Annotated in this window: 15 protein-coding genes; 4 read left to right on the top strand and 11 right to left on the bottom strand. The window is 68.8% G+C overall.

Annotated elements, in window-relative coordinates; translation table 11 throughout:
* Genes cobO through mqo form a run of 4 tightly spaced genes read right to left on the bottom strand, consistent with a single transcriptional unit; the run spans position 1 to position 4,509 of the window.
* Positions 1 to 615, bottom strand: a complete 615-nt coding sequence (gene cobO / locus ACXYX3_RS09620; RefSeq protein ID WP_241204187.1) for a cob(I)yrinic acid a,c-diamide adenosyltransferase — start codon at positions 613 to 615, stop codon at positions 1 to 3.
* 12 nt (positions 616 to 627) lie between these two features.
* Positions 628 to 2,487, bottom strand: a complete 1,860-nt coding sequence (locus tag ACXYX3_RS09615; RefSeq protein ID WP_458612032.1) for a magnesium chelatase subunit D family protein — start codon at positions 2,485 to 2,487, stop codon at positions 628 to 630.
* Between the two features lie 5 nt (positions 2,488 to 2,492).
* Entirely contained in the window at positions 2,493 to 2,939 is a 447-nt protein-coding gene (locus ACXYX3_RS09610; RefSeq protein ID WP_241204186.1) for a GNAT family N-acetyltransferase, read from the bottom strand.
* A 13-nt stretch (positions 2,940 to 2,952) separates the two neighbouring features.
* Positions 2,953 to 4,509: a malate dehydrogenase (quinone) gene (gene mqo, locus ACXYX3_RS09605; RefSeq protein ID WP_241204185.1), complete on the bottom strand. Its 1,557-nt coding sequence runs from the start codon at positions 4,507 to 4,509 to the stop codon at positions 2,953 to 2,955.
* A gap of 117 nt (positions 4,510 to 4,626) precedes the next feature.
* On the opposite strand from mqo, the gene ACXYX3_RS09600 reads away from it, so the two are divergent.
* Together ACXYX3_RS09600 and mtr are read left to right on the top strand one after the other, a co-directional pair.
* Positions 4,627 to 5,613, top strand: a complete 987-nt coding sequence (locus ACXYX3_RS09600; RefSeq protein ID WP_458611536.1) for an alpha/beta hydrolase — start codon at positions 4,627 to 4,629, stop codon at positions 5,611 to 5,613.
* Positions 5,606 to 7,018 (top strand): mycothione reductase, encoded by a 1,413-nt coding sequence (gene mtr / locus ACXYX3_RS09595; protein ID WP_458611535.1) that lies wholly within the window; start codon positions 5,606 to 5,608, stop codon positions 7,016 to 7,018. The genes ACXYX3_RS09600 and mtr overlap by 8 nt, the downstream gene beginning before the upstream one ends.
* A gap of 7 nt (positions 7,019 to 7,025) precedes the next feature.
* Here mtr and ACXYX3_RS09590 read toward each other — a convergent pair whose 3' ends face one another.
* Both ACXYX3_RS09590 and ACXYX3_RS09585 read right to left on the bottom strand, forming a co-directional pair.
* Positions 7,026 to 7,613, bottom strand: a complete 588-nt coding sequence (locus ACXYX3_RS09590) for a sigma-70 family RNA polymerase sigma factor (protein ID WP_458611534.1) — start codon at positions 7,611 to 7,613, stop codon at positions 7,026 to 7,028.
* Positions 7,614 to 7,735: 122 nt separating this feature from the next.
* Complete coding sequence (locus ACXYX3_RS09585; protein WP_458611533.1) at positions 7,736 to 8,185, bottom strand: DoxX family protein; 450 nt, start codon at positions 8,183 to 8,185, stop codon at positions 7,736 to 7,738.
* A 134-nt stretch (positions 8,186 to 8,319) separates the two neighbouring features.
* On the opposite strand from ACXYX3_RS09585, the gene ACXYX3_RS09580 reads away from it, so the two are divergent.
* Together ACXYX3_RS09580 and ACXYX3_RS09575 are read left to right on the top strand one after the other, a co-directional pair.
* The gene (locus ACXYX3_RS09580; protein ID WP_458611532.1) at positions 8,320 to 9,087 is read left to right on the top strand and encodes a response regulator transcription factor; all 768 of its coding nucleotides are present in this window, start codon (positions 8,320 to 8,322) and stop codon (positions 9,085 to 9,087) included.
* Positions 9,087 to 10,622 carry a sensor histidine kinase gene (locus ACXYX3_RS09575; protein ID WP_458612031.1) on the top strand — a complete coding sequence of 512 codons (1,536 nt, stop codon included), beginning with the start codon at positions 9,087 to 9,089 and terminating at the stop codon, positions 10,620 to 10,622. The genes ACXYX3_RS09580 and ACXYX3_RS09575 overlap by 1 nt, the downstream gene beginning before the upstream one ends.
* On the opposite strand, the gene ACXYX3_RS09570 is transcribed toward ACXYX3_RS09575, so the two are convergent.
* The 5 genes from ACXYX3_RS09570 to ACXYX3_RS09550 form a co-directional block, all read right to left on the bottom strand.
* Positions 10,582 to 11,202, bottom strand: coding sequence for a superoxide dismutase (locus ACXYX3_RS09570; RefSeq protein ID WP_458611531.1), 621 nt, complete (start codon positions 11,200 to 11,202; stop codon positions 10,582 to 10,584). The genes ACXYX3_RS09575 and ACXYX3_RS09570 overlap by 41 nt on opposite strands.
* A 236-nt stretch (positions 11,203 to 11,438) precedes the next feature.
* Positions 11,439 to 12,191, bottom strand: a complete 753-nt coding sequence (locus ACXYX3_RS09565; protein WP_458611530.1) for an energy-coupling factor ABC transporter ATP-binding protein — start codon at positions 12,189 to 12,191, stop codon at positions 11,439 to 11,441.
* Complete coding sequence (gene cbiQ / locus ACXYX3_RS09560) at positions 12,188 to 12,967, bottom strand: cobalt ECF transporter T component CbiQ (protein WP_458611529.1); 780 nt, start codon at positions 12,965 to 12,967, stop codon at positions 12,188 to 12,190. The genes ACXYX3_RS09565 and cbiQ overlap by 4 nt, the downstream gene beginning before the upstream one ends.
* A 4-nt stretch (positions 12,968 to 12,971) precedes the next feature.
* Positions 12,972 to 13,334 (bottom strand): PDGLE domain-containing protein, encoded by a 363-nt coding sequence (locus ACXYX3_RS09555; RefSeq protein ID WP_241204176.1) that lies wholly within the window; start codon positions 13,332 to 13,334, stop codon positions 12,972 to 12,974.
* On the bottom strand, positions 13,331 to 14,017 hold the full coding sequence (locus ACXYX3_RS09550) for an energy-coupling factor ABC transporter permease (RefSeq protein ID WP_458612030.1): 687 nt from the start codon (positions 14,015 to 14,017) through the stop codon (positions 13,331 to 13,333). Before ACXYX3_RS09550 ends, ACXYX3_RS09555 begins: the two co-directional genes overlap by 4 nt.
* Positions 14,018 to 14,064: the final 47 nt, after the last annotated feature.

The raw sequence follows: 14,064 nt of genomic DNA, 5'->3' as shown, positions 1-14,064 counted from the left end.
CTACCACTCGATGCCCCGTTGGCCCTTGCGGCCCACGTCCATCGGGTGCTTGACCTTGGTCATCTCGGTGACCAGATCGGCGGCGTCCATCAACGCGGCCGGGGCGTCACGACCGGTGATCACCACGTGCTGGGTGCCCGGCCGCGACGCCAGCACATCGACGACCTCGGCCACGTCGATCCACCCCCACTTGAGCGGATAGGTGAACTCGTCGAGCACGTAGAAGTCATGACGCTCGTCGGCGAGTCGGCGGGAGATCTCGGCCCAGCCCTCGGCAGCGGCGGCGGCGTGGTCGTCCTCGGTGCCCGCCTTGCGGGACCAGGACCAGCCCGAGCCCATCTTGTGCCACTCGACCGGTCCGCCGACGCCGCGTTCGGAGTGCGCCCGGCCGAGCTCACGCAGCGCCGTCTCCTCCCCCACCTTCCACTTCGCACTCTTGACGAACTGGAACACCGCGATGTCGAAGCCCTGGTTCCAGGCCCGCAGAGCCATCCCGAAGGCCGCGGTGGACTTGCCCTTGCCCGCACCGGTGTGCACCGCGAGCAGCGGAGCATGGCGGCGAGCCCGCGTGGTCAAGCCGTCGCGGGGGACGGCCACGGGCTGACCCTGAGGCATCGCACTCCCTTCTCAGGCCGCGGCCTGCGTCTTGACCACGGCGGTCAGCGCGTCCGCGCGCAACTGATCCAGCCGCACCGCGGGCGCCATCAGGCGATGCGCCAGGTCCTGCGCCAAACCCAAACGGACATAGGACGTTTCGCAGTCCACGACGACGGCAGAGGCACCCTCGGCGACCAGCCGGGCCGCTGCGGCGGCAGTGCGGCCCAGCGGATCGGGGCCACCGGTGACCCGGCCGTCGGTGAGCACCACCACCAGGCTGCGGCGTGCCCGGTCACGCGTCCGTTCCCGGACCACCATGTCGCGCGCGGCCAGCAGCCCCTGCGCGAGCGGAGTCCGCCCGCCGGTGTCGAACCGTGCCAACCGCGTACTGGCGACGTAGACCGACGACGTGGGCGGCAACAGCACCCGGGCGTCCTGCCCGCGGAACGTGATGACCGCGACCTTGTCTCGACGCTGATAGGCATCACGCAACAGCGACAGCGTGGCTCCACTGACCGCGGACATCCGGTCTCGCGCGGCCATCGACCCCGACGCGTCGACGACGAAGATCACCAGGTTGCCCTCGCGGCCCTCACGCACCGCCCGCCGAAGGTCGTCGGGGGCCGGTCGCAGCCGGCCGCGTCCGCCATCCCGGGCGGCGGCTGCGAGCAACGTGCCGAACACGTGCATCCCGTGACCGGCCTGCGTGTCGGTGGTCGCGGCGACCACCGTGCCCGTGCGGTTGCGTGCCCGCGAACGGCGGCCGGGCGCTCCGTCGCCGACGCCGGGCACGACCAGGGCCTTGGTGCGAAACGCCGCCGAGGGTGCGGCGCTGGGCCGTGTCGGCGGCGGCGACGCCGCCTGGGGCGCTGCGTCGTCGGCACCGTCAGCCGACGACGGTGCGCCGCCACCCGGCGGGTCGGGGTCCGGTCGGGGATCCGAACCGGCGTCGGCCGCCTCGCCCGCCTGGGCCATCGCGTCGTCGAGTCGGCCCTCGTCGAGGCCCGGGTCGTCGAACGGATCGCGCCGGCGGCGGTGGGGCAACGCCAATTCCGCGGCGACCCGCACATCCTGCTCGGCGACCTCGGCGGCGCCGCGCCACGCGGCATGGGCGACCGCGGTGCGGGCCACGACCAGGTCGGCGCGCATCCCGTCGACGTCGAAGGCCGCGCACAGAGCGGCGATGCGCCGTAACTCACTGTCGGGCAACACCACATCGCTGATCCTGGCGCGGGCGTCGGCGATGTGACGGGCCAGCTCGGCGTCGGCGTCGGCGTAGCGTGCGGCGAACTCCCCGGAATCGGCCTCGTAGGCCAGCCGCTGGCGGATCACCTCGGCGCGGACATCGACGTCGCGGGAGGCGACCACGTCCACGGTGAGCCCGAAGCGGTCCAGCAATTGCGGACGCAGTTCTCCCTCTTCGGGATTCATGGTGCCGATCAGCACGAACCGTGCCTCGTGGCTGTGGGAGACCCCGTCGCGCTCGACGTGCACCCGGCCCATCGCCGCCGCGTCGAGCAGGACGTCGACGAGGTGGTCGTGCAGCAGGTTGACCTCGTCGACGTAGAGCACGCCGCGGTGCGCCCGCGCCAGCAGACCAGGCGAAAAGGCGTGTTCACCGTCGCGCAGCACCTTCTGCAGGTCCAGCGAGCCGACGACCCGGTCCTCGGTGGCGCCGATCGGCAGCTCGACGAGGTGCCCGCCGTCGTTGCCCGTGATGGCGAACGACTCGGTCAGCACCTGCGCCAGGCCGCGCACCGCAGTCGATTTCGCGGTGCCCTTCTCGCCGCGGATCAGCACACCACCGATATCGGGCCGCACCGCGCACAGCACCAGCGCCAGCTTGAGACGATCGTGTCCGACCAGAGCGCTGAACGGGTAGAGCTGCAGTCCCGTCACGGCTTGACCATCGGTACGTGCGGAATCCCGTCGTCGAGGAATTCATCCCCGTCGCGGACGAACCCGTGTCTGCCGTACATCTCCTCCAGATACGTCTGGGCGTTGATGTGGCAGGGGAAGTCGCCGACCTCGGCCAGCGCCGCGGTCAGCAATCGGGCAGTGTGCCCGTGCCCGCGGTCGGAGCGTTTGGTGCACACCCGACCGATGCGGAACGCCTTGTGCCCGGCCGGGTGCTCCTCCATCAGACGCAACGTCGAAATCACTTGTCCTTCAGCATTTTCCAGCCAGAAATGGCGAGTCTCGCTGAGCAGGTCCCGGCCGTCGAGCTCGGGATAGGGCGTCGCCTGCTCGACGACGAACACCTCGACGCGCAACTTGAGGAGTTCGTAGAGCGTGGCGGCGTCGAGATCCTTGGCCCAGCTGCGGCGCAACGCCGCGGTCATCGGAGCGACACCGTCAAACGGTCGCCGTCGTCGGAGTGTGCCCGGTACCCGCCGAGGACACCTCGGGCGCCGTGTCGGGCAGCGCGCCTGCGGGTTTGTCGAGCTTGAGCACCTCGGTGCCACGTGCCCAGATCTCTTCGAACAGCTTCGGTTCGGTCGAGAGCTTGGTCCCCAGCGAGGGGATCATCGCCTTGATGGTGGGCAGCCATCCCTGGTAGCGGTCGTCGAAGCACCGCGACATCACCTCGAGCATGGCGGGCACCGCGGTCGAGGCGCCCGGTGAGGCACCGAGCAAACCGGCGATGCTGCCGTCGGCCGCCGAGAGCACGGTGGTGCCGAATTCGAGAACCCCGCCCTTGCCTTTGGCCTTGCGGATCACCTGCACGCGCTGCCCGGCGATGTCGAGCTCCCAATCCGAATTCCTCGCACTCGGCGCGAACTCCCGCAGCGCGTCGACCCGCGCCGATTCGCTGAGCAGCAGCTGGCCGATCAGGTAGCGCAGCAGCCCCATCTCGGTGAGCCCGACACCGAGCATCGAGACCAGGTTGTTCGGCTTGACCGACAGCGGCAGATCGGTGATCTTGCCCTGCTTGAGGAACTTCGGGGACCACCCGGCGAACGGCCCGAACAGCAGCCACGAACGGCCGTTGATCACCCGGGTGTCCAGGTGGGGCACCGACATCGGCGGCGCACCCAGCGGCGGCAGCCCGTAGACCTTAGCCTGGTGGCGCGCGGTGAGATCCGGGTTGCCGCTGCGCAGCCACTGGCCGCCGACCGGGAATCCGCCGAAGCCCTTCGCCTCCTTGATGCCCGCCTTCTGCAGCAGCGGCAGCGCGCCGCCGCCGGCGCCGACGAACACGAAGCCGGCGTTGAACTTCCGCTTCTGACCGGTGCGACGGTTGACGACCTTGACGGTCCACCGTCCGTCCGAACCCTGATCGAGGTCGGTCACGTCGTGACCGAACAGGGTGGACATCCCCTTCTTGGCGCCGAACCCGATCAGCTGTCGCGACAGCGAGCCGAAGTCGACGTCGGTGCCGTCCTGGGTCCAGTTCAGACCGACGGGCTCGGAGAAGTCGCGCCGCTCGGCCATCAGCGGCAGCCGGCGCACGAACTCGTCGCGGTCGCCGATGAACTCCATCGTCGCGAACAACGGGTTGGTGACCAGCGCGTCGTAGCGGGCTTTGAGGTACTTCACGTTGTCCTCGCCCTGCACGAAACTCACGTGCGGGATCGGATTGAGGAAGCTGCGGACATCGGGCAGTACGCCGTTCTCCACGGCGTAGGTCCAGAACTGCCGCGACACCTGGAACTGCTCGTTGACGTTGACGGCCTTGGCGATGTCGATGCTGCCGTCCGGACGTGCCGGGGTGTAATTGAGTTCACACAGGGCCGAGTGGCCCGTGCCGGCGTTGTTCCACGGGTCGCTGCTCTCCGCGGCCGCGCCGTCGAGACGCTCGACCAGCGTCATCGACCAGTTCGGCTCCACCAGCCGCAGCAGCGCCGACAGGGTCGCGCTCATGATGCCCGCCCCTACCAGCAGGACGTCGGTCTTCTCCGCTTCAGACACCAACTCGATCGGCCCTTCGTGGTCGCGTCCCCGTTGCTCACGGCTTACCAGTGTTCAGGTTATCCCGCCGCGCGCGGCCGCAACCCTCCGACCACCTCGCCCACTATGGTGGCTCTCGTGTCCGGATGGCAGCCCGATGTTCTGTCCGGGTACTGGCAGATGACCTTCGCGCTGGGGCCCGACCCCGACGGGGAAGGCGATCTGGAAGCCACCCTGGTGCGCCGGGGCCCCGCCGATCCGACGGCTCGGCACGCGGTGCTGCTGGTGCACGGCTTCACCGACTACTTCTTCAACACCGAGCTCGCCGACCATCTGGCTGCCCGAGGTGTCGCGGTGTACGCGATAGACCTCCACAAATGCGGGCGCTCACACCGCGAGGGTCAGACCCCGCACTTCACCACCGACCTGGCCCGCTACGACACCGAGCTGGAGCGCGCGCTGGCGACGATCGGCGCCGAGACCGCGGCAGAGGTGCTTGTCTACGGCCATTCGGCGGGCGGGCTGGTGGTCACGCTGTGGCTGGATCGCCGTCGGCGGCGAAGCACACGGGCGCCCGTGTCGGGGCTGGTGCTCAACAGCCCCTGGTTCGACCTGCAGGGTCCGGCGATCCTGCGCTCGCCGCCGACCACGGCGGCATTGCGCACGCTGGGTCGGTGGCGTACCCGCACCGTGGTCCGGCGCCCGACCGCCGGCGGCTACGGCGCCACGCTGCACCGCGACTTCGCCGGCGACTTCGACTACGACCTGACGTGGAAACCCGTCGGCGGGTTCCCCGTGACGCTCGGCTGGATCCGGGCGATCCGCCGGGGCCATGCTCAGCTGCACCGCGGCCTCGACGTCGGAGTGCCGAACCTGATCCTGCGCTCGGACCGCAGCGTGCGCGAGGTGGCCGACAGTGAGCTCATCCAACGCGGGGACGCGGTGCTCGACGTCGCCCAGATCGCCCGCTGGGCCGGCTGTGTGGGCAACCGCACCAGTGTGGTGCCGATCGTCGACGCCAAGCACGACGTGTTCCTGTCGGTCACCGAACCCCGGCGCGCGGCCTATCGCGAGTTGGACCGCTGGCTCGACTGGCACTCAGAAGAGGGGGAAACCCATGGCTGACTTCGACATCGCGATCATCGGCACCGGGTCCGGCAACAGCATCATCGACGAGCGCTACGTCGACAAGAAGGTCGCGATCTGCGAGCAGAGCCTGTTCGGCGGCACGTGCCTGAACGTGGGCTGCATCCCCACCAAGATGTTCGTCTACGCCGCCGGGGTGGCCGAACAGGTCCGGCAGGCATCGACGTTCGGCATCGACGCGCACGTCGAGGCGGTGCGCTGGCCCGACATCGTCTCCCGCGTGTTCGGCCGCATCGACCCGTTGGCCAGCAGCGGCGAGCAGTACCGGCGGGCCTCCCCCAACGTCGAGGTGTTCGGCAGCCACACACGTTTCGCCGAACCGAAAGGCACGAGCGGTTACCGGCTGCGCACCGACGACGGGGACGAGTTCACCGCCGAGCAGGTGGTGATCGCGGCGGGCGCACGGGCGACGGTCCCGCCGGCGATCGCCGATTGTGGGGTCGCCCATTACACCAGCGACACGATCATGCGGATCTCGGAACTACCCGAGCACATCATCATCGTCGGGGGCGGTTATGTCGCAGCCGAATTCGCCCACATCTTCTCGTCATTGGGGTCACGGGTGACGATCGTGCTGCGCGGCACCACGATGCTGACCCACTGCGACGACACGATCTGCGAACGCTTCACCGACATCGCCGGCAAGAAGTGGGAGATCCGCAGCCGCCGCAACATCGTGGGTGGCTCGTCCGACGACTCCGGCGTGACGCTGACGCTCGACGACGGCGCCACGGTGCGTGGCGACATCTTGCTCGTGGCCACCGGCCGGGTACCCAACGGCGATCTACTCGACGCCCACCACGCCGGCGTGGACGTCGTCGACGGGCGCGTCACCGTCGACGAGTTCCAGCGCACCACGGCGCGCAACGTCTTCGCCCTCGGCGATGTCAGCTCGCCCTTCCAACTCAAGCATGTCGCCAACCACGAGGCCCGGGTGGTCAAGCACAACCTGCTGCAGGACTGGGACGACACCGAGAACCTGATGCCCGCCAACCATCGCCACGTGCCGTCCGCGGTCTTCACCGACCCGCAGATCGCCAGTGTCGGACTGACCGAAAACGGCGCGCGCGCAGCGGGATACCGCATCCGGTCCAAGGTGCAGGACTACAGCGACGTCGCCTACGGGTGGGCGATGGAGGACACCACCGGCTTCGCCAAGCTCATCGTCGACGACGACAGCGGACTGCTGCTCGGCGCCCACATCATGGGGCACCAGGCGTCCTCGATCATCCAGCCGGTCATTCAGGCGATGGCGTTCGACCTGCCCGCCCAGGAGGTGGCGCGCAGCCAGTACTGGATACACCCGGCGCTACCCGAAGTGATCGAGAACGCGCTGCTGGCGCTGTGCGGGGAGCCGCCTTGGCCGCCGTCGAGAAGGCACTAGGGGTACCTCAGGCGGCGCGCAGATAGCCACGATCGGCGGCGACGTCGACCAGCAGCCGGCGCAGCGCACTGCGCCCCCGGTACACCCGCGACATCACGGTGCCGACAGGGATGTCGAGGATCTCGGCGATTTCGCGGTACGGCAGCCCCTCCACATCGGCGTAGTAGACCGCGATCCGCTGTTCTTCACAGAGCCTGCCGAGTGCGTCTCGCACCTCATCGTCACCGAGCGCGGTCAGTGCCGCGAGTTCGGTCGACGGCAACCCCGTCGACGAGTGGGCGGCCTGCCCGGCGAGCTGAGCGTCGGTGACACCCTCGGAGAGCAGCTCGGCCGGCCGGCTCTGCGCACGACGATGCGAGGTGATCCACGTGTTGGTGAGGATCCGCAACAACCACGCGCGGATGTTGGTGCCGTCCTCGTAGCGGTGGAATGCCGCGTACGCCTTCAGCATCGTCTCCTGCACGAGGTCTTCGGCGTCGGCGGTAGTGGCGGTGTAGCGGCGCGCCGCGCGGTAGAGGGTGTCCAGCAGGGGCAGCGCGTCTCGCTCGAAGCGGTCCAGGTGCGGATCTGCACTCTTCACGGTCGTCCTCCACATCGGTTGTCGGCCAGTATCTTCCGGCCCTGTGGAATCCACGCTAGAAGACCGGGGCGCCGTCGCCCCGGTCTTCATAGCGAACGCACAACATGTGTGTCGGATATGAAAGTCGTTCTTCTGGTTCAGTTTTCCGGCGATGATGGATGACGCCGCTGCTGCACCGCCAGCGCGCCCGGTCCGGTGGCGACGAAGAGCAGGAAGATGAAGCAATAGAGCACTGCTGTCTCACCGCCATTGACGAGTGGCCAGAAACCGTCGGGAAAGTGCATCCAGAAGTACGCGACGGCCATCATGCCCGAGGCGACGAATGCGGCTGCCCGGGCGAACAGTCCGAGCGCGATGAGGCTGCCGAGCACCACCTCGAGGACGCCGGCCCACCACGCCGGCCAGGCGGCGAGCGGAACCGGGTCGCCTTGCGGCCAGCCGAACAGCTTCGCCAGTCCGTGCATCGCGAACAAGAGCGCTACGAGGATCCGAAACGCCCCCAGGGCTACCGCGGATTGGTTGTCGATGCGGCTGTCGAGCGTGCTGAGGCTCATGGTCAGCGTGTCCTTTCTCCGTTGTGCGCCCATCGTGACGGGTTCTGGCACCTGCACCGCTGAACTCATAGACGATTCATAGGCGGCGGCGACGCAGCCGCCGGCGAAGTTATGAGGTGTCTATGAAGCCTGGTGACCCGCGCTCGGATCCCCGCGACAATGGAGCGATGACGTCTGCGCCGTTCGAGGGCAGCGGCCCGCGCCGCGCGATCCTGGGCACGTTGCCGCGCCTGTCGCGAGCCGACGGGTCGCCGATTCGCGTACTCCTGGTCGACGACGAACGTGCCCTGACGAACCTGGTTCGCATGGCGCTGAAGTACGAGGGGTGGGACATCGAGGTGGCTCACGACGCGGCGGAGGCGGTCGAGAAATACCGCACCTACTCCCCCGACCTCCTGGTGCTCGACATCATGCTCCCGGACATGGACGGGGTGAGCGTGCTCGTCGAACTGCGCAGCAGCGGGCCCTACATCCCGACGCTGTTCCTGACGGCCCGCGATTCGGTGCGCGACCGCGTCACCGGCCTGACCGCCGGTGGCGACGACTACATGACCAAGCCCTTCTCGCTGGAGGAACTCGTCGCGCGCCTGCGCGGCCTGGTGCGCCGCTCGGCCCATCTCAGTCCGCCCGACGACGAGACGCTGGTGGTCGGCGACCTCACTCTCGACGCCGCCAGCCGGGAGGTGACCCGTGCCGGGGAGCCGGTGAGCTTGACCTCCACCGAGTTCGAGTTGCTCCGGCTGCTGATGCGCAATCCGCGGAAAGCGTTGTCGCGCAGCGACATCCTGCAGCAGGTATGGAACTACGACTTCGGCGGCCGGTCCAGCATCGTCGACCTCTATGTCTCGTATCTGCGCAAGAAGATCGACGCGGATCGAGAACCGATGATCCACACGGTGCGGGGTATCGGATATCTGCTGCGGCCCGCGCCGTGATGACCGTCTGGCGGCGGTGGACCTTGCTCCGGCAACTCGCGGTCGGGGTGTGTGTGGTCGTGATGGCCGTCCTGGTGACGGTGGGCACCGCGTCGGTACTCAGCCTGCGCGCCTCGGTGCTGGGCATCATCGACGCACAGCTGGCCGGGGCCGCCGAGGGCGCCGTTCAATCGGTGGAGAAATACCGTACGACGCCCGGCCCCGACGGGGCCCTGCCACCGCCCGGATCGATGAAACCGGTGACCCGCCTCATCGGCCAGGCTCCCGGCAACGTCGTGGTCCTGATGCGCGACGGCGTGGTCGTGGATTCCGCGTACTTCGGCGACGGTGACGCGCGAACCGCACCGGCCGAGGCCACCGCGGCTGTGACGAATCGGTCGTGGGCCGATCCCCGACCTCGCACCGTGGAGGTGCCAGGGCTGGGCTGGTACCGCATGGTGGGTCGATCGACGGGCCCCGACGAGATCGTGGTGACGGGGGTGTCGCGTGCTCCGGCGTGGGACGCCATGGTGCGCGAGACCGCGCTGGTGTCCGGGTTGACGGCCGTGGCCGTGTTGATCACCGCCGTGTGCACGGTCGCCGTCGTGCGGCTGGCGCTGCGGCCGCTGCGCCGGGTCGCCGCCACCGCCGCCGCGGTGGCCGACATGCCACTCGACGGTGACAACCACACCATCACTCCGCGTGTGGCCGCCGCCGAGACCGATCCGCGGACCGAGGTCGGGATGGTGGGGGTGACTCTGAACCGTCTGCTCGATCACGTGGAACGTTCCCTGGGCGACGTCGCGGCATCCAATCGGCGGATGCGACAGTTCATCACCGATGCCAGTCACGAGCTGCGCACGCCGCTCGCGGCGATTCACGGGTACGCCGAGCTCACCCGGCAAGACAGCGAAGTCTTGCCCGAGACCACGGAGTACTCGCTGGCCCGCATCGAATCCGAGGCGCAGCGGATGAGCGATCTGGTGAGCGATCTGCTGCTGCTCGCCCGGCTGGACGAGGGTCACGATCTCCAGGTCGCCGACGTCGACCTGACGGAGCTCGTCGTGGATGCGGTCAACGACGACGCGGTGTCGGCGCCGACGCACCGTTGGCTGACCGGGGTGCCGGACGAGCCGGTGTGGGTACGCGCCGATCGCGCCCAGCTGCATCAGGCGTTGGCCAACCTGCTGTCCAACGCCCGGGTGCACACCCCGCCGGGCACCACCGTCAGCACCTCGATCACGACCGGCCGAAACGACGCGTCGTTCGCGGAGATGACGGTGGCCGACGACGGACCCGGCATCGACGCCGATCTGCTGCCACAGCTGTTCGGCCGCTTCGTGCGGGCCGACAAGTCCCGATCCCGGGAGACCGGAAGTTTCGGGTTGGGGTTGTCGATCGCTGCGTCCATCGTCGAATCACACGGCGGCACGATCAGCGCCGAATCCGACTCGCGTACAACGTCGTTCACCATCCGCCTGCCCGCCGCGATCGCCGCTGCGGACGCGCAGGAGGTCAGAACATCAGGCCCGCCGCCTGCGTCGTCGCGGCGGTGAACCGCCGCTGGACATCGGCCCAGTTGACGACGTTCCAGAATGCTTTGACGTAGTCGGCTTTGACGTTTCGGTACTGCAGGTAGTAGGCGTGCTCCCACATGTCGACCTGCAGTAGCGGGATGACGCCGAGCGGCACGTTGGCCTGCTGGTCGAACAGCTGGAACGTCAGCAGCTTGTCGCCGAGCGTGTCATACCCCAGCACCGCCCACCCGGAACCCTGTAATCCGTTGGCAGCAGCGGCGAACTGGGCGCGGAACGCATCGAACGAGCCGAATTGGTCGTCGAGGGCCGCCGCCAGTTCGCCGTCCGGCTTGTCGCCACCCTCCGGTGACAGGTTCTTCCACCAGATCGTGTGATTGACGTGCCCACCGAGGTGGAACGCGAGGTTCTTCTCGTGCAGGAAGATCTTGCCGTGATCGCCGGCGGCCCGCGCCTCCTCGAGTGCGGCGACTGCGTCGTTGACGCCCTTGACGTAGGTCGCGTGGTGCTTGCTGTGGTGAATCTCGTTGATCTCACCGGAGATATGGGGCTCGAGCGCGCCGTAGTCGTAGTCCAGATCGGGCAGCGTGTACTCCGCCATGTGCATCCTCTCGTCGGTTTCGGTTCGCGCGCCGGCCCTTACCCGCCGGCCGTTCGGCCAAACACGCACGAAGCTGCTGGCCGACCACCACTATATCTGTCCACCTGTTCAGATGAGCACAACTGTGTTATGGTCGCGGCGCGGGGCCGGCCGCGGCAGATGTCGATGCAGCACATCACACACCTGCCGCGGTGGGGCCCCGCGCCAGTTCTCGAATACCGTTGCGCGAGAACGAGTCAGGGAGCCGGGACGACGAAGCCCCAGGGCAGTTCCAGTCGATGGGCGGCAAGGAGTGCGGTGTCGGAGAGCACGTCCGCGATCGGACCGTCGGCCACCACCGCGCCTCGGTCCATGATCACCGCGCGGCTGCACAGCTGCGCGGCATACGGCAGGTCGTGCGTGACGATCATCATCGTGGCCTGCAATCGGGCGAGCGTCTGTGCCAGCTCCCGTCGCGCCACCGGGTCGAGGTTCGCCGACGGCTCGTCGAGCACCAGAACTTCTGGTTCACAGGCCAATACGGTTGCCAGCGCAGCCCGCCGGCGTTGCCCGCCCGACATGTGGGCCGGGCTGCGCGCTGCCAGCTCGGACATCGACACCGCCTCCAGCGCCGCGGCCACCCGCGCCTCGAGCTCGGCACCGCGCAGCCCGAAGTTCGCCGGGCCGAAGGCGACGTCCTGGGCGAGCGTCGGCATGAACAGCTGGTCGTCGGGGTCCTGGAACACCAGCCCCACACGACGCCGGATCTCGCGCAACGTCTTGCGCGTCACCGGCGTTCCACCGATCGCGACGCGTCCCTGCGATGCGCTCAGCACTCCGTTGAGGTGCAGCATCAGCGTGGTCTTGCCGGCCCCGTTCGGTCCGAGCAGTGCAACCCTCTCCCCGGGGGCGACGTCGAGGTCGACACCGGACAACGCGGCGTGCCCGTCGGGGTAGGTGTAGTGCAGGTCCTCGACGTGAACCGCGGCGGTGTACGGAGACCGGTTCACCGGATGACCCATGCCGATGTCGCGACCGCCACCGCGGCCATGGCGGGCATGAGCGCGAACACCCACTGCCGCGACGACGCGGCGGCCGGGCACCCGGCACCCAGCGCCAGCGGCGGCACCCGCCCGTCGAAGCCTCGGGACAGCATCGCCAGATACACCCGCTCACCGCGTTCGTAGGAACGCAGGAACAACGCCCCGACCCCGGCGGCGGTCGCGCCGATCTGATGCAGCATGCGCGGTGAGTCACCGCGCGACACCCGGGCCAGTCGCATGCGCCGGATCTCGGCGGCGAGCACGTCGACGTAGCGGATCATCAGCGTCAGCATCGACACGATGACCGCGGGAACCCGCAGCCGGCTGAGCGCCACCGGCAGCTCACGCGCGGTGGTGGTGGCCGCTACGGTCAACGAGGCGGCGACGCCGAGCGTGCCCTTGATCACGATCCCCCACGCCGCATACAGACCGGCCACCGACAGTGACAGTCCGCCGACGTTGACCTGCTCTCCGCCCTCGGCGAACGGCAACAGCACCGCCAGCACGACGAACGGCGCCTCGATCAGCATCCGGGGCAGCACCCAGCGCAGCGGGATTCTGGCGACCCACCAGACCACCAGCATGATCAGCACGTAAATCCCGAAGGGCCAGAACAGTTCTCGGGGGGTGGCCACGACAGCGAGCACGAACGCGACCAGCGCGACGATCTTCACCTCGGCGGGAAGCCGATGCAACGGCGAGTCGCCGTCGCGGTACAGCGGATGCGCATGACCGGCCCCCATGACGTCAGTCTTCGGCGGTGGGCGCCGAGGCCCGGCGCGACCGCGCGATCAACCAGAACGCACCGGAGGCGATGAGCACCGTCACCGCGACACCGGCGACACCGGCGACACCGCCGGTGCCGTCGCGTCCACCGATTGAGTAGTCGGCCAGCGGCGAGTGCGCGAGCCCGTGCTCGCCGGCGTGCTGGGCGATGCAGTCGCCCTGCAACTGTTCCCCGTCGGCGGTCTCGACGACCTCACAGCCTTGCAGGGTGGCCGAATCCAGCCCGTCGGGGCTCGAGCTGGCCAGGTAGGACAGTCCGCCTGCGATCAGCAGTGTCGCCACGGCGAACGCAGCCCAGAAGCGCCATCCGCGCGCGCCGCTCATGCCGCCACCGTGGCAGGCGTGCGAGTGGACCTCAGCAGGTAGACCAGGTCCGGCCGGGCGCGCACCACGGCCATCACCGTCATGGCGGTGATGATGCCCTCCCCGATACCGATCAGGACGTGGGTGCCGAACATGTACGTCGCCACCGTGCTGAGCGAGGACGACCCCGCCCCGCCCAGCGCGTACTCCACCACGAAGCCCATCGCGGCGCACACGGTGCCCACGACCGCGGCGACGAAGGCGACCACGCCCACCAGCGGTACCGAGACCTGCGAGCGCAGCCGTCGCACGAGCCGGTAGGTCAGCACCGCGGTGCCGTAACCGGCCGCGACCCCGATCAGCGCCATGTTCGTGATGTTCGTACCCAGCGCCGTGACGCCGCCATCGGCGAACAGCAGGCTCTGCACCACGAGCACGATCGCCACGCACAGCGCACCGGTGAACGGGCCGACGAGGATGGCTGCCAGCGCGCCCCCGAGGAGATGGCCGCTGACGCCGGGCAGGATCGGGAAATTGACCATCTGGACGGCGAAGATGAACGCGGCGACCAGGCCGGCCAGCGGTACGGTCCGCTCGTCGAGTTCTTCCCTGGCCCGCCACGCACAGACGCCGAGGGCGATCAGGGCCAGCACCCCGAACAACACCGAGACCGGGGCGTTGACGATGCCGTCGCTCATGTGCATCGCCTCATAGTGGACAGTCACATCGGCGAGCGTATGACCCATCTGAT

The sequence above is a fragment of the Mycobacterium sp. Panama NTM2 genome (assembly GCF_054355555.1).
The sequence above is the reverse complement of the archived record's forward strand: the minus strand, read 5'-3'. Positions and strand labels throughout refer to the sequence as shown.

Coding starts and splice junctions, on each gene's coding strand:
- ACXYX3_RS09580 (WP_458611532.1), top strand. CDS start 8,320: ATGACGTCTGCGCCGTTCGAGGGCAGCGGCCCGCGCCGCGCGATCCTG.
- ACXYX3_RS09550 (WP_458612030.1), bottom strand. CDS start 14,017: ATGCACATGAGCGACGGCATCGTCAACGCCCCGGTCTCGGTGTTGTTC.
- ACXYX3_RS09590 (WP_458611534.1), bottom strand. CDS start 7,613: ATGTGGAGGACGACCGTGAAGAGTGCAGATCCGCACCTGGACCGCTTC.
- mtr (WP_458611535.1), top strand. CDS start 5,606: ATGGCTGACTTCGACATCGCGATCATCGGCACCGGGTCCGGCAACAGC.
- ACXYX3_RS09555 (WP_241204176.1), bottom strand. CDS start 13,334: ATGAGCGGCGCGCGCGGATGGCGCTTCTGGGCTGCGTTCGCCGTGGCG.
- ACXYX3_RS09585 (WP_458611533.1), bottom strand. CDS start 8,185: ATGGGCGCACAACGGAGAAAGGACACGCTGACCATGAGCCTCAGCACG.
- ACXYX3_RS09610 (WP_241204186.1), bottom strand. CDS start 2,939: ATGACCGCGGCGTTGCGCCGCAGCTGGGCCAAGGATCTCGACGCCGCC.
- cbiQ (WP_458611529.1), bottom strand. CDS start 12,967: ATGGGGGCCGGTCATGCGCATCCGCTGTACCGCGACGGCGACTCGCCG.
- ACXYX3_RS09575 (WP_458612031.1), top strand. CDS start 9,087: ATGACCGTCTGGCGGCGGTGGACCTTGCTCCGGCAACTCGCGGTCGGG.
- cobO (WP_241204187.1), bottom strand. CDS start 615: ATGCCTCAGGGTCAGCCCGTGGCCGTCCCCCGCGACGGCTTGACCACG.
- ACXYX3_RS09570 (WP_458611531.1), bottom strand. CDS start 11,202: ATGGCGGAGTACACGCTGCCCGATCTGGACTACGACTACGGCGCGCTC.